Consider the following 23,801-nt stretch of genomic DNA (forward strand, 5'->3'; position numbering starts at 1 on the left):
ATTACGGGTTCGGGTAGCGGGCAAGAAGATCCTTCATGTAGAGGGCGGTGCCTTCCTCGACAGTCTTGAAGGTCGTCTTGCATCCCGCGCCGCGCAGGTTGGTCAGATCAGCCTGCGTGAAGGCCTGATACTTGCCTTTCAGCGCTTCGGGGAACGGAATGTACTCGATGTAGCCCTGAGACACGGCTTCTTCGAGGGTGAGCGGCTTCGAGATCTTCTTCTCTTCCGCAAGCAGCGTGTTCACCACGGTGAGCGAGATGTCGTTAAACGGCTGGGAGCGGCCCGTGCCGAGATTGAAAATGCTGGTCACCGGGTGATCGAAGAATCCCAGAATCGTGTCGATAACATCGCCGACGTAAACAAAGTCACGGCGTTGTTCGCCGTTGCCGTAACCGAGGCAGCCTTCGAACAGCTTCACCTTGCCTTCCTTGCGGAACTGGAAGTACTGGTGGAAAGCGACGGAAGCCATGCGGCCCTTGTGCTGCTCATGCGGCCCGTAGACGTTGAAGTAGCGGAAGCCGGTCACCGGAGAGACGACGGCGCCGCGGGCCATATCCCGGCGCAGCACCTGGTCAAAAAGATACTTCGAGTAACCGTAGCAGTTGAGCGGGCCTTCATACTTCACGTCTTCAACAAACGTGGTGCTCGCGCCGTACGTGGCGGCGGAAGACGCGTAAATGAAAGGCACCTTTTCGCGCTGGCACCAGTGATAGAGCTCAAGCGTGTAGCGGTAGTTGTTATCCATCACGTAGCGGCCGTCGGTCGCCATCGTGTCAGAGCAGGCGCCCTGATGGAAAACCGCTTCCGGACGGGGCATTTTCCCCTGACGCACGAGATCGATGAAGTCGTGCTTATCCATGTAGTCGGAGATCTGGCATTCAGAAAGGTTCAGGAACTTGTCCGCCTTGGTCAGATTGTCGACCGCGAGAATGTCGGTGTATCCGCGCTTATTCAGTGCAATGGTGTTGTTGCAGCCGATGAAGCCGGCAGCGCCCGTAACGATAATGCTCATTCAATGACTCCAGAAGGAAACAGTTCTTCGAAGGAAACGGTGGCCGTGCCAAGTTTGCCCACGACGATGCCGCCGGCGCGGTTCGCGATTTCAACACACTTCCTGAGGGGAATGCCGGCAGAGATCATGGTGGCAAGCACGGCAATGACCGTGTCGCCTGCACCCGAGACGTCGTACACTTCGCGGGCCTCGGCGGGAACCGAAAATTTGCCTTCAGAAGTATAAAGCGTCATGCCTTCCTCACTCCTCGTGAGAAGGAGGGCCTGAAGCCCGAGATGCTCGCGCAGGTTCTGCGCCTTTTCCGTGAGGTCTTCCTCGGACTTCCAGTGCCCGGTGACCTCAGCGAGCTCCGCGCGGTTCGGGGTAATGATGGATGCCCCCTTGTAGCGGTCGTAATCCGAGCCTTTCGGATCGATAAGAACGGTTTTTCCGGCTTCCCTCGCGATCTGAATCATCTTTTTGATATGCGAGAGCCCGCCCTTGCCGTAATCGGAAAGAATCACCGCGTCATGCGACGCGATTTCCCGCCGGAAGGTATCCAGGTGCGCAAGCAGAACTTCCTCCTGCGGCATACTCTCGAAGTCAGCCCGCAGCATCTGCTGCTGCCGGGCGACGATCCTCAGCTTCACGGTCGTTTCCAGCTTTGGATCGAAGTGGAGGAGCGGCCGGATCGAGGAGTGATGCAGGAGTGTCTCGAGGTGCTTTCCGGACTCATCGTCTCCAAGAACCGTGAGCAGCGAAACACCGGCTCCCATGGCGGCGATGTTACGGGCAACGTTCGCGGCGCCGCCAAGACGCTCCTCGCGGCGCGTGATGCGGACGACGGGCACGGGGGCCTCAGGGGAAATGCGGTTCGCATCGCCAAACCAGTATTGATCCAGCATGGCGTCCCCGACTACGAGGAGCCGCCGATCGTGAAGAAGTTCTGTCAAGGGAACCTCCGCTAATAAAAGAATTCTGACAGCTTGTATGGTATACGTGATTTTACGTATCAGAGGCCGAGGTGTGGGCGGGGTCATTTTTGCCGGGGAGTCTGTCCTTGGCGCTAAACTCTCGCCTGAACACGTGACTTCAGGAGAAGGTTTCAATGCAGGTGATCGATCCCAGTATTTTTAAGGCGTATGACATTCGCGGAGTGGCAGGTGAGAATCTGACCGCCGATGTGGTTGAAAAGATCGGACGGGTTCTCGGATCCATGGCGGTGGAAAGCGGCGTGGGGCCGGTCTGTGTTGGCCGTGACGGCCGGCTTTCCGGTCCTGAACTGAAGGCGGCGCTTATCCGCGGCATCGCGGCGGCAGGAGCTGATGTTTATGACATCGGCATGGTGCCGACTCCTGTGCTCTACTTTGCGACGAAGTACTTCGGATCCGGTTCCGGTGTCTCCGTGACGGGCAGCCATAATCCCAGCCGTGACAATGGTCTCAAGCTGATGCTGGGCGGAAAGACGCTCTTTGGTCCCATGATTCAGGATATCCGGCGCCGTGTGGAGTCTGAGGAGTGGAGCGTTGCTGAGAAGCCCGGCAAGGTGGAAGTGAAGGACGCCGAAACCCCGTACTTTGAGACGGTTACCCGGGATATTCATCTCGAACGTCCGGTGAGCGTGCTGCTTGACTCCGGTAACGGCGTGACGGGACCGCTTGCCATGCGCCTTTACCGCGCGGCGGGCTGCCAAGTGGAAGGTCTTTTCACGGAAGTGGACGGTCACTTCCCCAATCATCATCCGGATCCTTCGAAGCCGAAGAATCTTGAGCAGCTGATTGAACGTCTGAAAGCGTCTGACGCAGAAGTGGGTCTGGCGTTTGACGGTGACGGCGATCGTCTTGGGGTGGTGAGCCGCAAGGGCGAGATTATTTACCCTGATCGCCAGATGATGCTTTTTGCCGCGGATATTCTGGAGAAGAAGCCCGGCAGCCGGATTATCTATGACGTGAAGTGCACGAGAAAGCTGGTTGACTGGGTGAAGAGCCACGGCGGTATCCCGACTATCAGCTGCACGGGTCACTCTTTCGTCAAGGCGAAGCTCGCGGAAACGAATGCGCCGTTCGCCGGCGAAATGAGCGGGCATATCTTCTTTAATGACGGACGCTGGCCGGGCTTTGATGACGGTCTTTACGCAGGCCTCCGTATGGTGGAGATTCTGTCCCGTACGGATGATCCGACGGCACTTCTCAGCAGCCTTCCGACGGCCGTCAATACGCCTGAGCTTCAGGTGCCGATGGCTGAGGGCGAAAATAAGAAGTTCGTTGAGCGCCTCCAGAAAGAAGTGCATTTTGATGACGCCACTGATGAGATCCGGATTGATGGTCTCCGCGTTGAGTGGCCGGATGGTTTTGCTCTCGCCCGCGCGTCGAATACGACCCCTGTGCTTGTGATCCGTCTGGAAGGCGATACGCCTGAGGCTCTGAAGCGGATTGAGCAGGTGTTCGGCGCGGCCCTGAAGAAACTTGATCCGTCGATCAAGCTGCCTTTTTCCGCAGAATAATGGCAGCTGGTGTCTGAGAAATCGGAGCGTGTACCAATGAAGATTCTGATCATTAAGTCCTCGTCCATGGGGGATGTCGTCCACGCTCTGCCGGTCGCATTCGATATCGCGCAGCATTTTCCTGATGCCGTGATCGACTGGGTGGCGGAGGAGAGTTTCCGGGATATACCGAGGCTCTCACCTTTTGTAGGCGACATTATTCAGACGGCATTCCGCCGCTGGCAGAAGCATCCGACCGCGGCAGAAACCTGGCGGGAGGCAGGAGCCGTGAAACGCCGGCTGCGCGATGCCCGCTACGACATTGTGATTGACCTCCAGGGGCTTGCCCGTACGGGGCTGGTAACGCATTGGGCGCATGCCCCGAAAGCAGCTGGATTCTCTTTTGGCTGTGTGAGAGAGTGGCCGGCAGCGCTCTTCTATTCCTCCGGGATGCGGTTCCCGCTTGAGGAAACGATGGGCGCGGTGCACCGGTACCGGGCTCTTGCAGCGGCCGCTCTCGGGTATAAAGCAGAGGGACGACCGAGGTTCGGGCTGAAAACCTTCCGTCCGAATCCGATGCCGCTTCCCGGGGCTTACGCGGCGCTTGCGGTGAATACCAGTCAGGCGCGGAAACTCTGGCCTGAGGGAAACTGGGTTGAAGTCGCCCGGCAGCTTTCAGAGCGCGGGCTTTCAAGCGTGCTGTTCTGGGGCAATGACGAGGAGAAGCAGCGGGTCAAACGGATCGCGGCGCAGGCGCCCGGATGCATCGTCGCTCCGCGTCTTCCGCTTGCCGATATTGCTTCTGTGCTGATGGATGCCTCGATTGTCGTCGGTGTGGACACCGGGATTTCACACCTCGGAGCGGCTCTTGCCCGTCCGACGATCGGAATTTTCGTACAGACGTCGCTTGAAAAGGTGCCGATTTTCGGGGATGCGGAATATGTGAATCTTGGCGGTCCCGGACAGATGCCGACAGTGGATGACGTCATGCAGCAGTGCGGGGGATTTCTCAAGTGAAGATTGGAATGAAGGGCTATCGGCTCCTCACCCGGGCAGCGGTGCCCGCCGCGATGGGGTATCTCCTTTACCGAAGCCGCCGACAGCCTGCTTATCGGAATTTCTGGGGGGAGCGGTTCGGGTTCTCTGAATATCCGCCGCCCAGGGGGTGTCCCCGGGTGTGGGTCCATGCGGTGAGCGTCGGCGAAACAAACGCCGCGAAACCGCTGATCGCGGAGTGCCTGAAACGGTGGCCAGAAGCGGATTTTCTTCTGACACATATGACCCCGACAGGCAGAGATGCCGGGAAGCGCATTGTGGCGATGGCACCTGACCGTATTTCCCAGTGTTATCTGCCTTACGACACACCGGGCGCGATGGAAGCTTTTTTCCGCGAGACAAAACCCTCCATTGGTATTGTGATGGAGACCGAAATCTGGCCGACCATGATGGCTGAAGCTGCAAAGTGGGGAGTTCCCATGGTGCTTGCCAATGCCCGAGAGTCCCAGAAGAGTCTTGATCAGGCGCTTCGGGTTCCCAGGCTGATGATTCCGGCAGTGAAACAGTTTGCTGTCATTCTGGCTCAGTCCCGACCGGATGCTGTCCGGTTCAAAGAACTCGGTGCGGAGCGGATTCAGGTTGTGGGCAGCATCAAGTTTGATATTCAGCCGGATGCCGGCCAGCAGAAAAAGGCCCGGGAGTGGAAGGCCGCGATCAGCCGCCCGGTGGTGCTTTTTGCGAGCTCCCGTGAGGGAGAAGAGGCTCTTTTTCTTGAGGCGCTTCAGAAGGGAGGAAAGGCGCTCTTTCAGGGGAATCCGATCTTTCTTGTGGTGCCTCGTCATCCCCAGCGATTCGCCTCTGTCCGGCAGCTTTTCCTTAATTCGGATTACCGGATCCAGAGCCGCTCAGAGCTTTCTGCACCGAATGAAATTGCTCCTGACACCGACATTCTCCTCGGTGACTCCATGGGGGAGATGTCCTTCTACTGCGCGCTCTCCGATGTCGCTCTGATGGGAGGCAGTTTCCTTAACTACGGCTGTCAGAATCTGATTGAACCCTGTTCAAGCGGCGTCCCCGTGATCGTCGGTCCGAGCACCTTTAATTTCTCTGAGGTGGCTGCCCGGGCGATAGAGGAAAAAGCAGCGGCGCAGGTGATGGATTTCCGGGAGGGACTCGAACGGGCGGCAAAACTGCTCAGCAATGCTGAGGTCCTGAAGGAAAAATCGGAAAACGCGGTTCGGTTTGCCTCTTCCTATACCGGAGCGACTGATCGCACCATGACGGTCCTGGACAAAATATGGAAGAAACAGCCTCTCGGGTCGTTCCCAACATTCTGAGTCTTGCCGGCGTGGACCCGTCCGGAGGGGCGGGGCTTCTGGCTGACATCAAGACCATCAGCGCGCTGGGCGGCTATGCCTGCGGCGCGGTAACGGCGCTTACTGTCCAGAATACGCGGGGTGTGAGCGGGGTTCGGATCATGAGCGGAGACTTTGTTTCGGCCCAGCTTGAATCCGTGCTTTCTGATATTCGGATTGATGCCGTGAAAATCGGCATGCTGGGGAACGGAGAGGTGATAGAGGCGGCCGCGGCAACGCTTCGGAATCACCCCGTGAAGCATATCGTTCTGGACACCATTCTGGTCTCTACCAGCGGGTCACCGCTGCTTGAACCGGTAGCGACAGGCGTCCTGATCCGGAAACTTCTGCCGCTCTGCACCGTGTTCACGCCGAACCTCCCTGAGGCCACCGTACTGCTTGGGGATAGAGCCCCGGCAGACGAAGTCGACATGGAGGATACGGCCCGCAGGCTCTGGGATCTCGCGGGAGGCGGCCCAACGGTCTATCTGAAGGGCGGCCATCTTCCGGGGAACCGTATGGTAGACCTCGTCTTTGACGGAAAGGAAGTCCGCCGCTACGAATCAAGCCGGGTGAAAACCGAGAATACGCACGGCACGGGATGCGCGCTTTCCTCCGCTATCGCGGCGCTGCTCCCTCAGAGGCGTTCAGCATGGGAGGCGTATTCGGAAGCGCACGATTACCTGCACGGCGCTATCCAGGCCGCTGACCGCCTGTCGGTTGGAAGCGGTCACGGCCCGGTCAATCATTTCTGGCAGCAGTAAGAGAAATTTTTTCTGAATTTCTTGACAAAGTAAAAAAAATCCCGCATAATCTGTTTTCTCATGGCGGGTTAGCTCAGCTGGTTAGAGCAGAGGAATCATAATCCTTGTGTCCGGGGTTCGAGTCCCTGACTCGCCACCAGGTTTCCGAAAACCACAGATCTTACGATCTGTGGTTTTTTTGTTGCCCGGAAAGAAAAAAGAGCGACCCGGTTCAGAAACCAGGCCGCTCTGTGTTGAAGCGCTTACTGGATATGACCCCAGGCGAAGTAGATTGCCTTTGATCCGCCTGACGTCTTGCCGACAACGAGATAAATCGGACCGATCCAGGTATCAGCTCCGAGGAAGAGGCCGTAAGCCTGCTTCCAGCCGGAATTCTGGCTTCCGCTGCTGTTATAGACCTTGCCGGCCTCCAGCGAGACACCCGCCCAGACAGGCGCTCCGATCTGCATCAGCTTGGAGCTGAGGCTCCGGTACACCATGAGGCGACCGAACTGCATCCGGTCGCCGGAGTACCGGCCGTATCCTGAGCCTGACAGATTGAAGGCGCCGCCCAGTTTGAAGACGCCTTCCAGTGACGAGCGGCCTCCTTTCAGGGACGCATTGGCGGTCCAGGGGCCGAACGTCTTCACCGCCGTACCCGAAGCATCAAACGTGTCCCGGCTGCGGCTCGTTCCCATGTCGTGATAGAAGTGCATGCCGGTAGCATCCAGCTTGTAGCCCTTCGTCGGGAAATTGACGTTATCCAGCCGATCGAGGCTGAGATTGATGAAAGAGCCGAGGCTGCTCTGATTGGGAACCGGCAGCCTGTCATTTCCAACCGTCCGGGTGTTCCTCAGCGTGAAGTAGCCGGTGCCGGCACTGATAGTTCCAAGGCGGCCGATTTCATAGCCAAGCTCAAGGGAAGCGGCCGCGGTTTTGTTCTGCCAGGAAGAAGAACGGTTGTCGCCGTTATAGAGGTCGTAGCTCTCTTTGTTCGCGTAGACCTTGGGGAGCAGATAGAAGGGGCTTGCTGTTCCTATCGGCTGATAGAGCTGCATTGAGAAAGACACCTTTTCACCGATCTGCGCCTCGGTTCTCAGTTCTCCGCCCCAGCTGTTCAGCCACCCAAGGGTGTGCTGCAGCATGAACTGGAAATTGTTGTCGTCATCGAAGTTCGTCTGAACGCGGCCCCCGAACCGGAATGAAGAGTATCCCCAGGTCTTTTCCTGCGGTTCAAAGACCAGCACTTCCATCCCGTCAGGTCCCGGTTCAAACCGATAGGGGACCGAGAGAAAGTCGTCATCCTGCCAGATCTTCTTATCCGCGGCCTCGACCTGGGAAGTGGTAACCGTGTCGCCCGGCCGGATCTTGATTTCCGCAAGAACACTCTTCGGATTCACGGTTTTAAGACCGTCGACCCGGATGTCGGCAAGCTGGTGAGGTTTATCCGTTTCTATCAGTGCGTGGCGCTTGGCGTTCCACGCCGCGAATTCCTTCTGCGGGACGCCAAGCTTCTTCAGCTGATCAAAGATCTTCCGGGCGGCATCCTCGCCGACCTTCATGATTTCCGCGGATTTGGTGAAGTCGCCTGACGTGTATTTGGAAAGATCAGGAGTGATCAGGATGTCCTCTTTCCGCAGTTCCTTCAGGCTTTTCTGGACATTCTGCTCGGTGAGAATGTTCAGCATCTGCCCCATCACGCCGGCAATGCTTCCAAGATCCTTTCTCGGAGACAGCGGCGTACCGACGTTGACGGCAATGATGATGTCCGCGCCCATGGCGCGGGCTGCATCCACGGGTAAGTTCTGTACGAGACCGCCGTCCACCAGCAGCTTCCCCTGCCACTCGGCCGGCGCGTAAACGCCAGGGATTGACATCGAGGCGCGCATGGCGCGGGAAAGTGAAATGTTTTTCTGCAGCTCAACCGCCTTGCCGGTTTCCAGATCGGTCGCGAAAGCGGCGAACGGGATCGGAAGTTTGGCGAGGTCGTTGATCATGGAGGCCGGCTCGTTTGTCTTCGCGAGAAAGAGATCCAGTTCCTGAGTGGTGACGATGCCGTAGGGAAGGGCAAAGCCTTTGGGGCCTATGCCGAGCTCGGTGTCAGAAAGTCCCTGCTCCTTATCTTCCTTTCTCCGCCAGTTGAGATCGGCCCGGTTTGGTTTTGCCGCGAACATCTGCGTCCAGTTGACGTTTTTGACGATGTTCGCCATCTCTTCCGGTGTGTAGCCTTCCGCGTAGGCGCCGCCCACCATGGATCCCATTGAGGTCGCGGTGATGACACTCACTTTGACGCCGGCTTCCTCAAGGACTTTCAGTACTCCGATGTGTGCGAACCCCCGGGCTCCGCCGCCCGAGAGGACAAGGCCGACCCGAAGCGGCTTTTCAGCGGTGACCGAACTTTCAGGCGGCGTAATGACATGAGCCGGAGGCTCATCCGCCAGGACAGGTACGGATCCGGACGCCAGGACCGCGGCAAAGATAATCAGTAAAAAGGGTTTCATTCAGCATCACTCCGGCACCCGCAAAGGGGACCGATGATATGACTCAGAAGACGATTTCCTATAGTAAGCCAAAGATCAGGCTATTTTTTTCTGCAGGAACCGGCCTGTTACGCTTTCGGAACAGGCGGCAATGTCTTCAGGGGTGCCTTCGCAGAGTATCCGACCGCCGTCCTCGCCTCCGGGTCCCATATCGATCACCCAGTCGGCGCTCGCGACCACATTCATGTCGTGTTCAATCACGACAACCGTGTTTCCGGCATCGCAGATTTTCTGGAGCAGGGCAATGAGCTGCGAAATTTCTCTGAAGTGCAGCCCGGATGTCGGCTCATCCAGCAGATAGAGGGTGCGGCCGGTATCCGTTTTGGCAAGCTCAACCGCGATTTTTACTCTCTGAGCCTCGCCGCCCGAGAAGGTCTGCGAGGACTGACCGAGGCGGATGTATCCCAGCCCCACGGCTTCGAGAGCCTCCAGTTTCCGCAGAATCGCCGGATGGTTGGCGAAGACCGGAATCGCCTGATCGACACTGAGGTCGAGGATTTCCGCGATATTTTTCCCCTGATAGCGGACTTCAAGCGTTTCCTGGTTGTACCGCGTGCCGCCGCAGACGTCGCACGGAACCTGCATATCGGGCAGGAACTGGAGACCAATTTTCAGAATACCTTCGCCCTGACAGGCTTCACACCGTCCACCCTTGACATTGAAACTGAAGCGGTCCGCGCCATAGCCCCGTTCGAGCGCCAGCGCGGTGCCGGCAAAGATTTCACGGATACCCTGGAAGATTCCCATGTAGGTGGCAGGGTTTGAGCGGGATGTACGCCCAAGCGGCTGCTGATCAATGCAGATCACTTTGTCGAAGTGTTCCACTCCTTCAATCGCGTCAACGGGGAGCGGCGAGGCAGAAGCCCGATAGAGCTTCGCGGCGAGCGCCGGGTACAGCGTGCCATTGATGAGAGAGGACTTGCCGGATCCTGAAACCCCGCTTACCACAGTGAGGCAGCCAATCGGGATGGAGGCTGAGACATTTTTTAGGTTATGTCCCCGGGCTCCCTTGATCAGGAGCTTTTTGCCGATCCGCCGTGAGCGGTTCCTCTGAACTGTGGTTTCCGGGTGACTGAGGTAAGTCCCTGTGACCGACTTCGGGTCCTTCAGAATTTCCTTCAGAGTGCCAGAAGCGATAACCTCGCCCCCGGACTCTCCGGAACCTGGTCCCATGTCGATCAGGTAATCCGCGCTTCGGATGGTGTCCTCATCATGCTCGACCACGATCACGGAGTTTCCCGCGTCACGAAGTTTCTTCAGAGAGTCGAGGAGCTTCTCGTTATCAGCCGGATGAAGTCCCGTGGAGGGTTCATCTAGCACATACATAACGCCTGAAAGACCGGAGCTCAGTTCGCACGCGAGGCGGATGCGCTGCGATTCGCCGCCGGAAAGCGTTGTGACCGGTCGGTCGAGTGTGAGGTAGGTGGGACCGACCGAGTTGAGATAGCGGAGGCGATCAAGAATCGGGGGCAGAATCCGGTCTGCGACAGCCCGGGCCGTTTCCCCGAGCTCAAGAGACCCGAGCAGCGGTTCGAGTTCAGAAATCGGCGTCCGGAGGAGAGAAGGGTAGCTGTAAAGCTTGCCTCCGGATGAGAGAAACACATTCCGCGCTTCGCGGCTCAGTTTTTCCCCTTCGCAGTCAGGGCAAGTCTTCTCTTTGAGGAGCGGACCGAGGAGTTTCTCGCGGTCAGCCTTTGGAAGAGCTTCAGCCTCTTTGGTTATCAGGGATTCAATACCGGGGAATTCCGGCTGGTCAGAGGATCCATGCAGAATGAATCCGCGGGCATCTTCCGTCAGCTCTTTCCATGGGGTATCGACAGACACGGAAGCCTGGTCTGCTGCTGCCGCAAGCAAGGCAAAATGCTTCGGCGAATGATCTCCCCAGTTAGGAATCGCGCCGGCCCGAAGTGACAGTTCAGGATGAATAATGCTTTCAATCGAAACGGAGGGAACGGTTCCTGTTCCGCCGCAGGTTGGGCATCGTCCCCGGGCGGTCTGGGGTGAGAAGAGTCCGGGCTCTAGCTTTTTCAGGGAAAAGTCGCAGAGCGGGCAGCTGAAGTTGGTTGAAAACGCGGTTTCTTCCCGGGTTCTGTGATTCATCGCTGAAACACGGCCTCCGGAAAGCCGCGACGCGAGATCAAGACTTTCTGTCAGACGCCCGCGGGATGATTTCCTCAGTTTCAGCCGGTCAACCACAATATCAGCTCTGAGGCTGAGATCCGCGAGCGCGTCAGGCGACGCCTCTTCGGTTTCAACGATGTCTCCTCCGATCCGGACCCGAAGGAAACCCTGACGCGCGAGATCCGCGAGGAGCTGCTTAGGATTCGCGCGGCGGGCTGCCGGAATGGGGGACAGAAGAATAACCGGGGTTTCCTCTGGCCAGGCAAGCAACCGTTCCGCAATGACGGACACTGGTGTTGCTTCCAGCGGCAGGTGGTGGTCGGGGCAGTAAGGTGTTCCGACCCGGGAGTAGAGAAGCCGCAGGTAATCGAGAATTTCTGTGGAAGAGCCAACCGTGGAGCGGGGATTGTCGGAGCGGTTTTTCTGATCGATAGCGATCGCGGGAGAGAGTCCCTCAATGCTGTCGACATCCGGCTTGTTGCGGATATTGAGGAACTGCCGGGCATAGGGAGAGAGACCTTCGAGGTACCGCCTCTGGCCCTCGGCATAAAGCGTATCGAAAGCGAGCGAGCTTTTTCCGGAGCCCGAGGGGCCAGTGATGACGACCAGCCGGTTCCGGGGAAGCTCAGCGTTCACATTCTTCAGGTTGTGAGTCTTCGCTCCCCTGATGAAGATCTTCTCCACGGCAGTCCCCCTTTGATCATTCAGTGCGCCTCGGCAGCCGCAGCCGGGGCCGCATGTTCTCTCTGTCTCAGAATTCGGGCCTTCAGGCTTTCGTACACCGGGTCAGCTCCCATATAGCGGGCAATCAGATTGCCGGCGATGGAGGCGACAAGCGTCACGGGAAGCAGCGTCCAGTCTCCCGTCATCTCGGTCAGCAGCGCGGCAGAGGTCAGAGGTGACCGGACGACAGCAGAAAAGAAGCAGGCCATGCAGAGAATCATAATGGTGCCGGACTGTGAGCTGAGGAGTATGCCGGCCGACTGACCGATCGAAGAGAGGAGGCAGCCGAGAATGGCGCCCGCAGTGAGAATCGGCATCAGAATGCCGCCGGCGATACCGGAGGCAAAGCTGAAGCAGGAGAAGAACGCCTTCACAAGGAAGAGCAGAAGCAGAAAGTCGATAGAAAGCCTGAGCTGTTCCATCTGTGTCGGCGTGGGACCGAACCCCGTCAGAACAGTCGGATAGAAGAGCAGCAGCAGCGCCACCATCACGAACGGCACAGCGAGTCTCACCCAGCGGGAAGGCCACGGGAGGCGGTCTTCAAAGCAGGTGATCGAGACCAGAATCCAGCAGTACACCGTTCCGAGGACACCGCTCAGAATACAGACTGGCAGGAGAACCCAGAGTTGCAGGAATCCGAGAGGCTCAAGCCCGACAAAGGGGAAAACAAGCGGAAGGCCCAGGATATGCTTCACCATAAACCAGGCACTCATCGCGGTGATCGCGAGGAACGCGAGCATTCGCCGATCCAGAATCACCTTCATGTCTTCCACCGCGAAAAGAATGCCGGCGATGGGGGATGAGAAAGCGGATGTCATGCCGGACACGGCGCCGCCAGTCAGATAGCGGTGCATCGTCTGAGCATGTTTCCCGTAGAAGAATGTACCTACACCGACTCCGACCGCAGCTCCCATCTGGACGCAGGGGCCTTCGCGTCCCACCGAGAGCCCCGCAGCCAGAGCGGTCAGAGTGCCGACAAACTTGGTGATGAGCACGCGAAGCCAGTTCATCGGCGGAAATTTCCCGATCTGGGCAAGCTCTACCTGAGGGATGCCGCTTCCGCTGATCATTGGTTCAATTTTCAGCAGAAAACCTGAGAGCAGACAGCAGAAGATAAGCGCGGCCGCGATGAAGAGGAATCCTTCAGCGCCCTTCTGAAATTCCTCCACGACCCAGTTCGTTCCGAGACCATTCAGCACGGTGAATGCCATCCGGAAGATGCCGATCACGAATCCAGAGATCGCACCGATTACCAGAGCCTGCAGAATAAAGGCGACCTGCCCCAGGGCACCGAGTTTCTGAGACTCACGGATCTGGATCCGGGTTTCTTCTGAAAGATGATTCGCAGGACGCGTTTTTCCCGTCAGCCGGGGAAATCTCTGAAGCATAAGGAGAGGAGGCTTTTTCTCTGCCGGATCTTATCCGGGAGAGCTAAATCAAAAAGTTAATCAGATGTGACCTGCATTGTAGAACTAAATCCCTGGCGCTTAACCCGAGGGACGGCACACAGAAGGGAGGAAAGCCCGGTCCGTCAGGGATTGACGCAGCCTGCAGGAAAATAAGTCCTGAAGAAAAAAATCACCACTTATAATCTTTCCTCAGGGATCGTCTTAAGGGCGATTCAAAGCTTTTCATCGGTGCGCGGAATTTTTCAGTTCCGCAATTTCAATTAAAGAGACGAATTAGGCTATGGCTTCTGTAAATAAAGTTATTCTTCTCGGCAGGCTGGGCCGGGACCCCGAAATCCGCTACGCGTCTGAAGGCGGCACTGCAATCTGCCACCTCGCACTCGCGACGTCCCGCCGCTACAAGGATCGTGACGGCAACCGCAAAGAAGATACGGAGTGGCACAACGTGGCGGTTTTCGGCCGCCAGGCTGAAATCGCACAGCAGTATCTCCGCAAGGGATCCGAGGCCTATATCGAAGGCCGTCTGAGAACCCGCAAGTACACGGGGAAAGACGGTAATGAGCGCTACTCAACAGAAGTCATCTGTGAGTCCCTGCAGCTTGGCGCCCGTCCGACCGGTTCTTCCGCCTCGTCGGATGCCTCTGACGAGTTTGAGTCCCCGCAGTGCACGCCGCACGCTGCCGCGCCGACAGCCCCGGCGCCGAAGCCCCAGCAGCCGTCTGCTCCGGATGTTGACTCCTCGTTCGATGGGGACGACATTCCGTTCTGAGTCTGGGCGTGACGCGTTCCAGATAACAAAAATGACCGCCCGATTATGGGCGGCCATTTTGCTCAGAGGTCAGATCCGCAGAAAAGCGGATCCGCACAGTCTGAATCAGGCTTTCGGAGCGGCTTCGTCATCCGCAGCGCGGATGATGAGAAGCGGCACATTGCCTTCGGCTGCGATATGAGTCGCGGTGGACCCCATAACGGCCGACTTGAAGCGGGTGTAGCCGTGAGAGCCCATCACGATCAGGTCAAGCTTGTTCTTCTTCGCGAAGGCGGCGATTTCATCGCTCGGATTGCCGACGAGGCAGACTTCAGTCGGCTTAAGGCCGGCCTTCTCGAAAAGCGGACGAAGCGGATCGACCGTTTCAGCGAATTCCTTCTTCTGCAGCTCAAGCACTTCGCTCTCAGAGAGGGCGGGGAGCGCCATGCCAGCCATATCAGGCATCACGGCACCGGCGTAGTCATTCACAACGTTGATCAGATAGAACTGAGCGCCTTTGCCGAAGAAGTCGATTCCCTTCAGCACGTGATTGACGGCAGCCATACCGTACTTGGATCCGTCAACAGCGATACCGACGCGGAGAGCGTCCGTGAGCGGAGCTTCCTTGCCGCGGAGCAGGAGCACCGGGCACTTCGTGCGGGCGAGCACACCGGTCGTGACGGAACCCATGATGAGCCCCTTCAGCGCGGTAAGACCGCGGGAACCCATGACGATCAGATCGGCAGGGAGCTTATCGGCTTCCTGGGCGATCATTTCATCCGGGGCACCGATCCGATAAGCCTCGGTTACCGTAATGTTGTCGCGCTTCAGAACCTTGCGGGCAGAAGTGAAAACCTTGTCGGCCTCTTCTTCGTAGTAGCGGTCAAGCGCTTCGCGTCCTACGAGGCGGCTGGCGCGGGCGGGCAGCGGAACCTGAATGTTCAGCAGCTCAATCGTCGGATTATTGCCCAAAACCGTAGTCCGGGATGCGACAAAATCAATGGCATTTTTGCTGTATTCACTGCCGTCGATAGGTAGCAGGATCTTCATAGCGAAACCCCCTTAAAATTACTGTCATAGATGAGCTGATTGATCGAATCTCGGCATCAAATAGGACGAAACCGCTTGAGACCCGAGAAACCATAGGCTCAAGCTTTAGTATCACTTTAGCGCAAAAAACACGATTTGCGCTAAAGTCATACTTCCATCACACAAAAATAGAATCCGCATCAAAGAAAAGGGTAATTATGGGAACAACTACAGATAAACGCCGCTTCGGCGGGATCGAGCGCGTTTATGGGCCTACGGCCGCCCAGGCTTTCACGCGTCTCCATGTGACGATTGTTGGCATGGGCGGTGTCGGCTCATGGGCTGTGGAATCGCTTGCCCGTGCCGGCGTCGGGAAACTCACGCTTGTGGACGGAGACGTGAGTGAAGAGAGCAATACGAACCGCCAGTGTCACGCCATTCAGGGGAACTACGGCCGCTGGAAAGCTGAGCTGATGGGGGAGCGCGTCAAGCTGATCAACCCAGACTGTGAGGTGAAGGTCATCACCGAGGTGCTTGAGCCTGAAACCATGGATGCGCAGCTTGGAACCACAGACGCTCTGATTGATGCCATCGATACGCTGAAGGCCAAGGCGGCTCTGATCGCCTGGGGGCACAAGAACGGAATTTTCACTCTGACAAGCGGCGGCGGCGCTGGGCGCTGTGATCCGGGGAAAATTCATGTGGCGGACATAGCGGCTGTCAAGGCGGACCCGCTGATCGGGGCACTGCGCCGGGAACTTCGTGCGAAGTACGGCTTCCCGCAGGGCAGCCCCAAGGGCAAGTCGCAGCGGTTCAATATTCCGGCCGTGTATTCGACGGAACCTGTCCGTCGGCTGTCCGCGGAGGATATCGCCCGTCTCCCGCCGGGCTCCGGCATGGGAACCGTGATGACCGTAACGGCGTCGTTTGGTCTGAGACTTGCCTCTCTGGTACTGAATGAGTTTGCGGCCCGCGCGAACCATGCGTCTGCAGAGACTTCGGAAGAGTAACTGCCTGACTGTGGCAGAAAAGGACGGAAGGTTATGTTCAATAAGATTCTGGTGACGACGGACGGTTCGGAACTCGCGCTGAAAGGTGTTCGGGGTGCGGCTCAGCTTGCCGGACAGCTGAAAGCTGAATTGATCATCGTGACAGTAGAGGAACCCTATTCCTACTCCAACGTGACGGCCTATCGTCCTGAAAGTTTTGAGCAGTACAAGGATCGGGTCAAAGCGGAAACCGAGGAACGCCTGGAAAGTGCCCGAAAGGCAGTGGCCGAAGAGGGGGGCAGCGCAGAGGCGGTTTCTGTCAATGGCTCGAATCCCGCTGACGGCATCGTGCAGTTCTGCAATGATCGGAAATGCGATCTTATTGTGATCGCGAGTCACGGCAGAAGCGGTCTCTCGGCGGTGCTCCTCGGCAGTGTGGCCCGGAAGGTTCTCACGGAAGCCTCTGTCCCTGTTCTCGTCTATCGGTGAGACAGCAAAAGGGGGCGGAAACCGCCCCTGTATGTGGGATAATAAAGCCCGCTGCAGCCCCGGTCAGCCGGGGCGTATGTTTTATGCAATTTATTCGAATTCGATAAGGAAGCAAAGATGGCAGATCTGAATGGTCTCAATACGGAAATGGATGCCGGCAATCTGTTTGAGGAAAAGATTGTCTCGGATAGAAAGATCGGCACGATCCGCGTGATGACCCCGGTGAAGGATGACGGCACCCGCGACGAATCCCGCAAAATGATTTTTGTCGGTGAAGCCCAGATCATGACCCATATGGGTGCTCTTCCGATCAACTTCGAGATCCCCGCTGAGACGCTCGCCGAGGCTGTCAAGGGCTACGGTGCCGCCGCGAAGAAGGGGGTCGAAGACACTCTGAAGAAGCTCGAAGACCTCCGCGAGCAGGCGGCTCACCGCATTGTCACGCCGGGTTCGGAAGGCTTCCAGGTGCCGCCCGCGCAGGGTGGCAACGGCAGCGGACTGGTCGGTCTCTGATCGGTCTGATGCCAGGATTGGCTACATCCGGACGGGTTTTTACCCGCGAGGATTTTGAGTCGGGAAGCCGAACCCTGCTGCGCGAAGGCCGCCTCGCCAATGCGCGCGTCTATCGGTTCCGCTACCGCGGTGAAGAGTGGACGGTGAAGGATTTTTCCTCCCGTCCGTGGTGGGTAAGGAAGATCCTTGCCCCCATACTCTTCTGGCGCGAACTGCGGGCCGTGCACCGGCTTGCAGGTATTGAAGGCGTGCCGAGCCGCGGGTTCCGGCTGGATGATTCCGCGATCGCGATTCAGTTTCTGCCGGGGACTTCGCTTTCGAAGTCCCCCAAGTCGACGATGACGGTTGAGTTTCTGAAAGAAATGGAAGCGCTGATGACCCGCATCCATCAGGCCGGAATTGTGCACCTCGACGCACGGGGAACCGGCAACTGGGTTGTTCTCACAAACGGGAAGCCCGGGCTCATCGACTTTCAGGCAGGCGTCTGCACGGCAGGACTTCCGAGCGGACTGCGGAAGATCCTTGAGGATATCGACATGAGCGGTGTCCTTAAAAAATGGAATGAGTTTCACCCCGAAGCCATGGGGCCGGAGCGTATTGCCCGTTTTGAGCGCGGCACCAGGCTCCGTAAGCTCTGGCGGATCCGCGGTTACTTTGGAAAAAAGAAGTAACAGTTCCGCTTCAAAAAAGCGCCCGTTCCCGGCGATTCTGCCGGGTTTACGGTTACAATATTGTTTTTATTAGATTTATCCACAGCCACCACACATGCCTCAGTATGTCTTTTCCCTGAACAGGGTTGGTAAGATCGTTCCCCCTAAGAAGCAGATTCTTAAGGATATTTCCCTCTCATTCTTCCCGGGTGCGAAGATCGGTGTTCTTGGTCTGAACGGTGCCGGCAAGTCGACGCTGCTGAAGATCATGGCAGGCGTCGATAAGGATATTGAGGGCGAAGCCGTCCCGATGAAGGGGCTGAAGATCGGCTACCTTCCCCAGGAACCTCAGATCAATCCTGAATTCACGGTCCGTCAGGCTGTGGAAGAAGGCATGGGTGATGTGATCAATGCCCAGAAGCGCCTTGAAGAGGTGTACGCCGAGTACGCTGAACCGGATGCGGACTTTGATAAGCTCGCTGCCGAACAGGCTGAACTTGAGGCCATCATTTCCGCTGCCGGCACGAATGCCGAGACGCAGATGGAAATCGCCGCTGACGCCCTGCGTCTTCCGCCCTGGGACGCCAAGATTGAAAACCTGTCCGGCGGTGAGAAGCGCCGTGTGGCACTCTGCCGCCTGCTGCTGTCGCAGCCCGAGATGCTGCTTCTCGACGAACCGACGAACCATCTGGACGCGGAAAGCGTGGAGTGGCTTGAGCAGTATCTGCACCGCTTCCCGGGCACTGTTGTGGCTGTGACGCATGATCGTTACTTCCTCGACAACGCGGCAGAATGGATTCTGGAGCTTGACCGCGGCGAAGGCATTCCGTGGAAGGGTAACTATTCCTCCTGGCTCGATCAGAAGGAAAAGCGCCTTGAAATGGAAAAGCGCCAGAACGAGGTCCGCAGCAAGGCAATCGCTCACGAACTGGAGTGGGTGAGACAGAATCCGAAGGGCCGTCAGGCGAAGAGCAAGGCCCGTCTGGCTCACTTCGAGGAACTCTCCTCCTACGAGTATCAGGAACGGAATGAAACGAATGAAATCTTCATTCCGGTCGCTGATCGCCTGGGCAAGTCGGTGATTGAGTTTGAGCATGTGAGCAAGGGCTTCGGCGACAAGCTTCTGATCGATGATCTGTCGTTTGTTGTGCCTCAGGGCGCGATCGTCGGCGTGATCGGTCCGAACGGCGCCGGTAAGTCGACGCTCTTCCGCATGATTACCGGCAAGCAGCAGCCGGATTCCGGCAAGATCACGATCGGTTCGACCGTGAAGCTCGCGGCTGTTGATCAGATGCGCAGCTCGCTTCCGAATGACAAGACGGTGTTTGAAGCGATCAGCGATGGTCTCGACATCATTCAGGTGGGCAAGTTTGAGATGCCGGCCCGCTCGTACATCGGCCGCTTCAACTTCAAGGGTCAGGATCAGCAGAAGCGAGTCGGTGATCTGTCCGGCGGCGAGCGCGGTCGCCTTCATCTTGCGAAGACGCTGCTCGCGGGCGGCAATGTACTGCTCCTTGACGAGCCGTCGAATGACCTCGACGTTGAAACGCTCCGCGCGCTTGAAGATGCGCTCCTTGAGTTCCCGGGGTGCGCGATGGTGACGTCTCACGACCGTTGGTTCCTTGACCGTATTGCTACTCATATCCTCGCCTTTGAAGGTGACTCCAAGGTGGTGTTCTTCCCCGGCAACTACCAGGAGTACGAAGCCGATAAGAAGAAGCGTCTCGGTGAAGCTGCCGCAGCTCCGCACCGCCTGCGTTTCAAGCCGCTGAAGCACTAAGAGAGGCATTCGGCAAAAAAACAAAAGGGCTTATTTTTTAAGCCCTTTTTTCCTTATGCGAGGCAGTATCCGATTGAAAGGACGGCTCTGCCTCCTCCGGCTTCTTCGGGAACAACATGGATTTGATTTACTACATACAGGTCATGCTGATGGGCATCGTGGAAGGCCTGACGGAATTTCTGCCTATCTCTTCCACTGGCCACCTGATTGTGGCGGCCGATGTCATGCGGTTCAGCCCTCCGGACCGAGAAACGTTTATTGTCGGCATTCAGGCGGGCGCGATTTTTGCCGTCTGCTGGTTCTACCGCGACCGGATCTGGAAGGTTGTCATGAACTTCCTCCGTCCGGGCCGTGAGCAGAATCTGGCTGTGAATACGGTGGTTGCCTTCCTGCCAGCCGCGGTAGCCGGGGTGCTTTTCGCGCACTTCATCCAGAGCCGGCTCTTCAATGTCGTCACGGTGTCGACCACGCTCGTGATCGGCGGTCTCATTATTCTTGCTGTCGAGCGGATGATCGCGTCAGGGAAGATTGCTCCCCGGGTGCATGAGATGGATGACATGAACTGGCGCGACGCGCTGAAGGTCGGTGTCATGCAGTGCTTCGCGATGATTCCGGGGGTCAGCCGCTCCGGTGCCACTATTATCGGCGGCATGATCTGCGGCCTGTCCCGTAAGGCGGCGACGGAATTCTCTTTCTTCCTCGCGATTCCGACCATTTTCGGCGCGACGGTCTATGACCTCTGGAAGATGCGCGACAGCGTTGGGGATCTTAATGTCGGGGGACTGCTGCTTGGCGGCGCTGTGTCCTTCTTCTCCGCGCTGATCGTCGTGAACTGGCTCCTGCGGTTTGTGGCTCACAACAATTTCCGGGGATTCGGCTGGTATCGGATCCTTTTCGGAGCTCTGGTGATGGGGCTCTGGTATACAGGAGTGATTCTGTAAGACATAAAAAAAGCCGGCTGAAAAGCCGGCTTTTTCGTGGGCAGTCGCTTTATCGCTTGATATAAACGAGATCCCAGATTCCGTGGCCGAGGTTTTCGCCCCGGGCCTGGAACTTGGTGCGGGGACGCTCACAGAGCGGATTCCCCTGGATCGGACAGTAGCCCTCACCCTTCCAGTCCTGAAGCGCGGGCTCGTGGGACAGCACGTCCAGCATCTGCTCAGCATAGTTCTGCCAGTCAGTGGCACAGTGAATGTAGCCGCCCTGGCGGATTCTCGTGCAGAGCTTTCCGATGAAAGGCTGGGCGACGAGGCGGCGCTTATGATGGCGGGCCTTGCGCCAGGGATCCGGGAAGTAGATATGGACGCCGTCAAGAGATTCAGGAGGAATCATGTGTTCAATCACATCGACCGCGTCATGACGGATGATGCGGACATTCTTCAGCTCCATTTCCTTGATGCGCTTTGACAGTGCGCCGACGCCGGCGACGAAGACTTCACAGCCGAGAAAATCAACCTCAGGGTGTGCCTGCGCGATAGCCGCCGTGGTTTCTCCCATGCCGCAGCCAATCTCGAAAACAACAGGGGCTTTGCGCCCGAAAACCTCTTCAAAATTGAGCGGGGCTTCAGCGTAAGGCACTTCGTAAAGCGGGAAGACTTCTTCAAAAGCCTTCTCCTGGGCGTGACTGATATGGCCGCGGCGCATGGAGAAGCTCCGGATATGCCTCGACTTCAGTTCTTCGAGCTGTTCGGGGGAAAGTTCATTCGGCATTTGAAACGGAAAATTCCTATGAAAAAACCGACACACTCTAAGGTATGTCGGTTTCTAATCTGGAGCGGGCGAAGGGAATCGAACCCTCGTCAGTAGCTTGGGAAGCTACAGCTCTGCCATTGAGCTACGCCCGCATAGGCATTGAATAATAACAGGGATCGGAGAAAATTGCCAATCTCCGATCTCCGTTGTTATCAGCGGTGAGAGACCTTGCGGACAGTCCAGTCACCGAGAGACTGCATGGCCTGGACGAACACGATCAGAATCACCACGACCGAGTACATGATTTCAGGCATGAAGCGCTGGTAGCCATAGCGGATGGCAAGGTCGCCGAGACCGCCGCCGCCGATCGCGCCGGCCATGGCCGAGGCACCGACGAGGGACACAAGGGCAATCGTGATACCGGCAATAATGCCAGGCAGAGCTTCAGGGAGCAGGACCTTACGGATGATCTGCATGCTGGTGGCACCCATCGAGAGGGCGGCTTCAATCAGTCCCTTGTCCACTTCACGCAGGCTCGATTCCACAAGACGAGAGATCATCGGTGCGGCTGCGATCGTAAGCGGCACGAGAGCGGCGGAGGTGCCGATCGATGTGCCGACGATCAGCCGCGTGAGCGGCTGAATGGCGACAAGCAGGATGATGAACGGGGTCGAACGGACCGCGTTGACCAGCACGCCGATCGTGCGGTTAAAGACCTTCGTCGGCAGAATGCCCTGCGGGGAAGTGACATGCAGAAGGATGCCAAGCGGAATGCCGATCGCCCCGCCGATGACTCCAGCGATACCCACCATGATGAGGGTCTCGATGAAGGAGTCCAGCATCATATCAATCATTTCAGGCGTTAACAGCATCGTTAAGCTCCTCAATCTGAATGTTGTTGGAAATCAGATATTCGCGGACCCGGTTGTAAGCTTCCTGAGAGCAGGAACACACGACGGTGAGGCTGCTGAAAGTGCTTTCCTGGATTTCGGAAATCTGGCCGGCCAGAATGTTGAAGTTCACACCGTAGCGGGTCGCGCAGGTGGCGATCACAGGTTCAGTCGCCTCTTCGCCGACGAAGGTGATGCGCAGCGCCTTATTGCAGTCATTCGGGTGGGCTTTGAAAATGTCGCGGATATGCTGCACGACCTGAGCCGGAAGCTCGGTGCACAGGATGCCGCTCAGCATGCTGCGAGTTGTCGGGTGACGGGGATTGCGGAAGACATCGAGCACGCTGCCTTCTTCAATTACTTCGCCGTGATCCATAACAACGATGCGCTCGCAGATCTGCTTCACCACTTCCATCTGGTGGGTGATCATCACGATCGTGACGCCAAGTTCCTTATTGATCTTGCGCAGCAGGGCGAGGGTGGACGTCGTGGTCTCCGGGTCGAGAGCTGAGGTGGCTTCGTCAGAGAGCAGGACGGTCGGGTCGTTGGCAAGAGCGCGGGCAATACCGACACGCTGCTTCTGACCGCCGGAAAGCTGCGAAGGGTACTTCTTCGCGTGTTCCGTAAGGCCGACGAGCTCAAGCAGCGGTGTGACCTTTTCCTTGATCTTGTCGCGGCTGACACCGGCAAGCTCGAGCGGCAGGGCCACGTTGTCGTAGACCGTGCGGGAGGAGAGCAGGTTAAAGTGCTGGAAGATCATGCCGATCTTGTGACGGACGCGGCGAAGCTCAGAAGCGCTCAGCTTCGTGAGATCCTGACCATCCACAATGACATTTCCCTTGGTGGGCCGGTTGAGGAGGTTGATACAGCGAACTAGCGTGGATTTGCCCGCGCCGCTTCGTCCGAGGACGCCGAAAATTTCTCCGTCATTGATCGTGATGGAGACATCTTTGACGGCATCGAGTGTCGTCTTTCCGTCCGGGGACTTATAGGTCTGCCAGATATGTTTAAGTTCAATCATTTCCCAAATCTCAGCATTGACAGTTCGAAAGCCTGCCAAAGAAGTTGACTTTCATGCAGTGTATCGGTGAAACGCCGAAAATTGCGGAAAGTTCGGATTTAATGCGTGATCTTATGCCGTATTACCAAGGCCGGGCCGAAGAAGCGGAACAGGGTCCGGCGGCTAAGAAAAAAGGGCAGAACTGTTATGTTCTGCCCTTCTGAATTGGTGGGTGCGCAGGGGGTCGAACCCTGGACCGACGGATTAAGAGTCCGCTGCTCTACCAACTGAGCTACGCGCCCAAGCAAAGCCCGAAGGCTCTGTCGAACTAATTGTATGGTGGGTGCGCAGGGGGTCGAACCCTGGACCGACGGATTAAGAGTCCGCTGCTCTACCAACTGAGCTACGCGCCCATACTTGCAAAGCTTTCGCTTTGGTAAAACGAATTTTGGTGGGTGCGCAGGGGGTCGAACCCTGGACCGACGGATTAAGAGTCCGCTGCTCTACCAACTGAGCTACGCGCCCGAAATTCTTTAGTTAACTGTAATGGTGGGTCGTGTGAGATTCGAACTCGCGACCAACGGATTAAAAGTCCGCTGCTCTACCGGCTGAGCTAACGACCCTCGCAACCCAGGCCTCTCTTGTGAAAGACAGGGATACA

Annotated in this window: 21 protein-coding genes and 6 tRNA genes; 13 read left to right on the forward strand and 14 right to left on the reverse strand. The window is 57.3% G+C overall.

Annotated features, from left to right (window positions below):
* Position 1: 1 nt before the first annotated feature.
* Both rfaD and rfaE1 read right to left on the reverse strand, forming a co-directional pair.
* Positions 2–1,012 (reverse strand): ADP-glyceromanno-heptose 6-epimerase, encoded by a 1,011-nt coding sequence (gene rfaD / locus BN1936_RS03060; RefSeq protein ID WP_049686606.1) that lies wholly within the window; start codon positions 1,010–1,012, stop codon positions 2–4.
* Entirely contained in the window at positions 1,009–1,944 is a 936-nt protein-coding gene (rfaE1, locus tag BN1936_RS03065; protein ID WP_022442812.1) for a D-glycero-beta-D-manno-heptose-7-phosphate kinase, read from the reverse strand. Before rfaE1 ends, rfaD begins: the two co-directional genes overlap by 4 nt.
* A 161-nt stretch (positions 1,945–2,105) precedes the next feature.
* On the opposite strand from rfaE1, the gene BN1936_RS03070 reads away from it, so the two are divergent.
* From BN1936_RS03070 to BN1936_RS03090, 5 genes are all read left to right on the forward strand, one after another.
* Complete coding sequence (locus BN1936_RS03070; protein WP_269147791.1) at positions 2,106–3,494, forward strand: phosphomannomutase/phosphoglucomutase; 1,389 nt, start codon at positions 2,106–2,108, stop codon at positions 3,492–3,494.
* A gap of 36 nt (positions 3,495–3,530) precedes the next feature.
* Positions 3,531–4,490: a lipopolysaccharide heptosyltransferase I gene (waaC, locus tag BN1936_RS03075; RefSeq protein ID WP_049686607.1), complete on the forward strand. Its 960-nt coding sequence runs from the start codon at positions 3,531–3,533 to the stop codon at positions 4,488–4,490.
* Positions 4,487–5,806, forward strand: a complete 1,320-nt coding sequence (locus tag BN1936_RS03080; RefSeq protein ID WP_049686608.1) for a 3-deoxy-D-manno-octulosonic acid transferase — start codon at positions 4,487–4,489, stop codon at positions 5,804–5,806. Before waaC ends, BN1936_RS03080 begins: the two co-directional genes overlap by 4 nt.
* Complete coding sequence (gene thiD, locus BN1936_RS03085) at positions 5,767–6,588, forward strand: bifunctional hydroxymethylpyrimidine kinase/phosphomethylpyrimidine kinase (protein ID WP_049686609.1); 822 nt, start codon at positions 5,767–5,769, stop codon at positions 6,586–6,588. Before BN1936_RS03080 ends, thiD begins: the two co-directional genes overlap by 40 nt.
* Positions 6,589–6,650: 62 nt before the next feature.
* Positions 6,651–6,727 (forward strand) — tRNA-Met (locus tag BN1936_RS03090).
* Positions 6,728–6,830: 103 nt separating this feature from the next.
* Here the strand turns inward: BN1936_RS03090 and BN1936_RS03095 are convergent.
* The 3 genes from BN1936_RS03095 to BN1936_RS03105 form a co-directional block, all read right to left on the reverse strand.
* Positions 6,831–9,068, reverse strand: coding sequence for a patatin-like phospholipase family protein (locus BN1936_RS03095; RefSeq protein ID WP_049686610.1), 2,238 nt, complete (start codon positions 9,066–9,068; stop codon positions 6,831–6,833).
* Positions 9,069–9,143: 75 nt separating this feature from the next.
* Positions 9,144–11,912, reverse strand: a complete 2,769-nt coding sequence (uvrA, locus tag BN1936_RS03100) for an excinuclease ABC subunit UvrA (protein WP_049686611.1) — start codon at positions 11,910–11,912, stop codon at positions 9,144–9,146.
* 20 nt (positions 11,913–11,932) lie between these two features.
* On the reverse strand, positions 11,933–13,339 hold the full coding sequence (locus tag BN1936_RS03105) for a ClC family H(+)/Cl(-) exchange transporter (RefSeq protein ID WP_022442805.1): 1,407 nt from the start codon (positions 13,337–13,339) through the stop codon (positions 11,933–11,935).
* Between the two features lie 301 nt (positions 13,340–13,640).
* Between BN1936_RS03105 and BN1936_RS03110 the strand changes: the two genes are divergently transcribed.
* Positions 13,641–14,129, forward strand: coding sequence for a single-stranded DNA-binding protein (locus BN1936_RS03110; protein ID WP_049686612.1), 489 nt, complete (start codon positions 13,641–13,643; stop codon positions 14,127–14,129).
* 105 nt (positions 14,130–14,234) lie between these two features.
* On the opposite strand, the gene BN1936_RS03115 is transcribed toward BN1936_RS03110, so the two are convergent.
* Positions 14,235–15,158, reverse strand: a complete 924-nt coding sequence (locus BN1936_RS03115) for a universal stress protein (RefSeq protein ID WP_022442803.1) — start codon at positions 15,156–15,158, stop codon at positions 14,235–14,237.
* A 197-nt stretch (positions 15,159–15,355) separates the two neighbouring features.
* On the opposite strand from BN1936_RS03115, the gene BN1936_RS03120 reads away from it, so the two are divergent.
* The 6 genes from BN1936_RS03120 to BN1936_RS03145 all read left to right on the forward strand — a co-directional run bounded on the left by BN1936_RS03120 (position 15,356) and on the right by BN1936_RS03145 (position 20,499).
* Positions 15,356–16,147 (forward strand): tRNA threonylcarbamoyladenosine dehydratase, encoded by a 792-nt coding sequence (locus BN1936_RS03120; RefSeq protein WP_022442802.1) that lies wholly within the window; start codon positions 15,356–15,358, stop codon positions 16,145–16,147.
* A gap of 33 nt (positions 16,148–16,180) precedes the next feature.
* Positions 16,181–16,615, forward strand: coding sequence for a universal stress protein (locus BN1936_RS03125; RefSeq protein ID WP_022442801.1), 435 nt, complete (start codon positions 16,181–16,183; stop codon positions 16,613–16,615).
* 117 nt (positions 16,616–16,732) lie between these two features.
* Positions 16,733–17,128, forward strand: a complete 396-nt coding sequence (locus BN1936_RS03130) for a hypothetical protein (protein WP_049686613.1) — start codon at positions 16,733–16,735, stop codon at positions 17,126–17,128.
* A gap of 8 nt (positions 17,129–17,136) precedes the next feature.
* Positions 17,137–17,799 (forward strand): protein kinase family protein, encoded by a 663-nt coding sequence (locus BN1936_RS03135; RefSeq protein ID WP_022442800.1) that lies wholly within the window; start codon positions 17,137–17,139, stop codon positions 17,797–17,799.
* Positions 17,800–17,893: 94 nt separating this feature from the next.
* On the forward strand, positions 17,894–19,558 hold the full coding sequence (ettA, locus tag BN1936_RS03140) for an energy-dependent translational throttle protein EttA (RefSeq protein WP_049686614.1): 1,665 nt from the start codon (positions 17,894–17,896) through the stop codon (positions 19,556–19,558).
* Positions 19,559–19,674: 116 nt separating this feature from the next.
* Positions 19,675–20,499: an undecaprenyl-diphosphate phosphatase gene (locus tag BN1936_RS03145; protein WP_049686615.1), complete on the forward strand. Its 825-nt coding sequence runs from the start codon at positions 19,675–19,677 to the stop codon at positions 20,497–20,499.
* A 49-nt stretch (positions 20,500–20,548) separates the two neighbouring features.
* On the opposite strand, the gene trmB is transcribed toward BN1936_RS03145, so the two are convergent.
* The 4 genes from trmB to BN1936_RS03165 form a co-directional block, all read right to left on the reverse strand.
* On the reverse strand, positions 20,549–21,268 hold the full coding sequence (trmB, locus tag BN1936_RS03150) for a tRNA (guanosine(46)-N7)-methyltransferase TrmB (protein ID WP_022442796.1): 720 nt from the start codon (positions 21,266–21,268) through the stop codon (positions 20,549–20,551).
* A 60-nt stretch (positions 21,269–21,328) separates the two neighbouring features.
* Positions 21,329–21,402: transfer RNA gene (locus BN1936_RS03155), tRNA-Gly, on the reverse strand.
* Between the two features lie 60 nt (positions 21,403–21,462).
* Positions 21,463–22,122 carry a methionine ABC transporter permease gene (locus BN1936_RS03160; protein ID WP_022442795.1) on the reverse strand — a complete coding sequence of 220 codons (660 nt, stop codon included), beginning with the start codon at positions 22,120–22,122 and terminating at the stop codon, positions 21,463–21,465.
* Positions 22,106–23,161, reverse strand: a complete 1,056-nt coding sequence (locus tag BN1936_RS03165; RefSeq protein ID WP_022442794.1) for a methionine ABC transporter ATP-binding protein — start codon at positions 23,159–23,161, stop codon at positions 22,106–22,108. Before BN1936_RS03165 ends, BN1936_RS03160 begins: the two co-directional genes overlap by 17 nt.
* Before the next feature lie 53 nt (positions 23,162–23,214).
* On the opposite strand from BN1936_RS03165, the gene BN1936_RS11450 reads away from it, so the two are divergent.
* The gene (locus tag BN1936_RS11450; RefSeq protein ID WP_157274771.1) at positions 23,215–23,364 is read left to right on the forward strand and encodes a hypothetical protein; all 150 of its coding nucleotides are present in this window, start codon (positions 23,215–23,217) and stop codon (positions 23,362–23,364) included.
* A gap of 2 nt (positions 23,365–23,366) precedes the next feature.
* Here the strand turns inward: BN1936_RS11450 and BN1936_RS03170 are convergent.
* From BN1936_RS03170 to BN1936_RS03185, 4 genes are all read right to left on the reverse strand, one after another.
* A tRNA-Lys gene (locus BN1936_RS03170) sits at positions 23,367–23,442 on the reverse strand.
* A 35-nt stretch (positions 23,443–23,477) separates the two neighbouring features.
* Positions 23,478–23,553, reverse strand: a tRNA-Lys gene (locus BN1936_RS03175).
* A gap of 36 nt (positions 23,554–23,589) precedes the next feature.
* Positions 23,590–23,665: transfer RNA gene (locus BN1936_RS03180), tRNA-Lys, on the reverse strand.
* A gap of 22 nt (positions 23,666–23,687) precedes the next feature.
* Positions 23,688–23,763: transfer RNA gene (locus BN1936_RS03185), tRNA-Lys, on the reverse strand.
* Between the last annotated feature and the right edge of the window lie 38 nt (positions 23,764–23,801).

Source organism: Dakarella massiliensis (assembly GCF_001182045.1).
Lineage (GTDB): Bacteria > Pseudomonadota > Gammaproteobacteria > Burkholderiales > Burkholderiaceae_F > Mesosutterella > Mesosutterella massiliensis.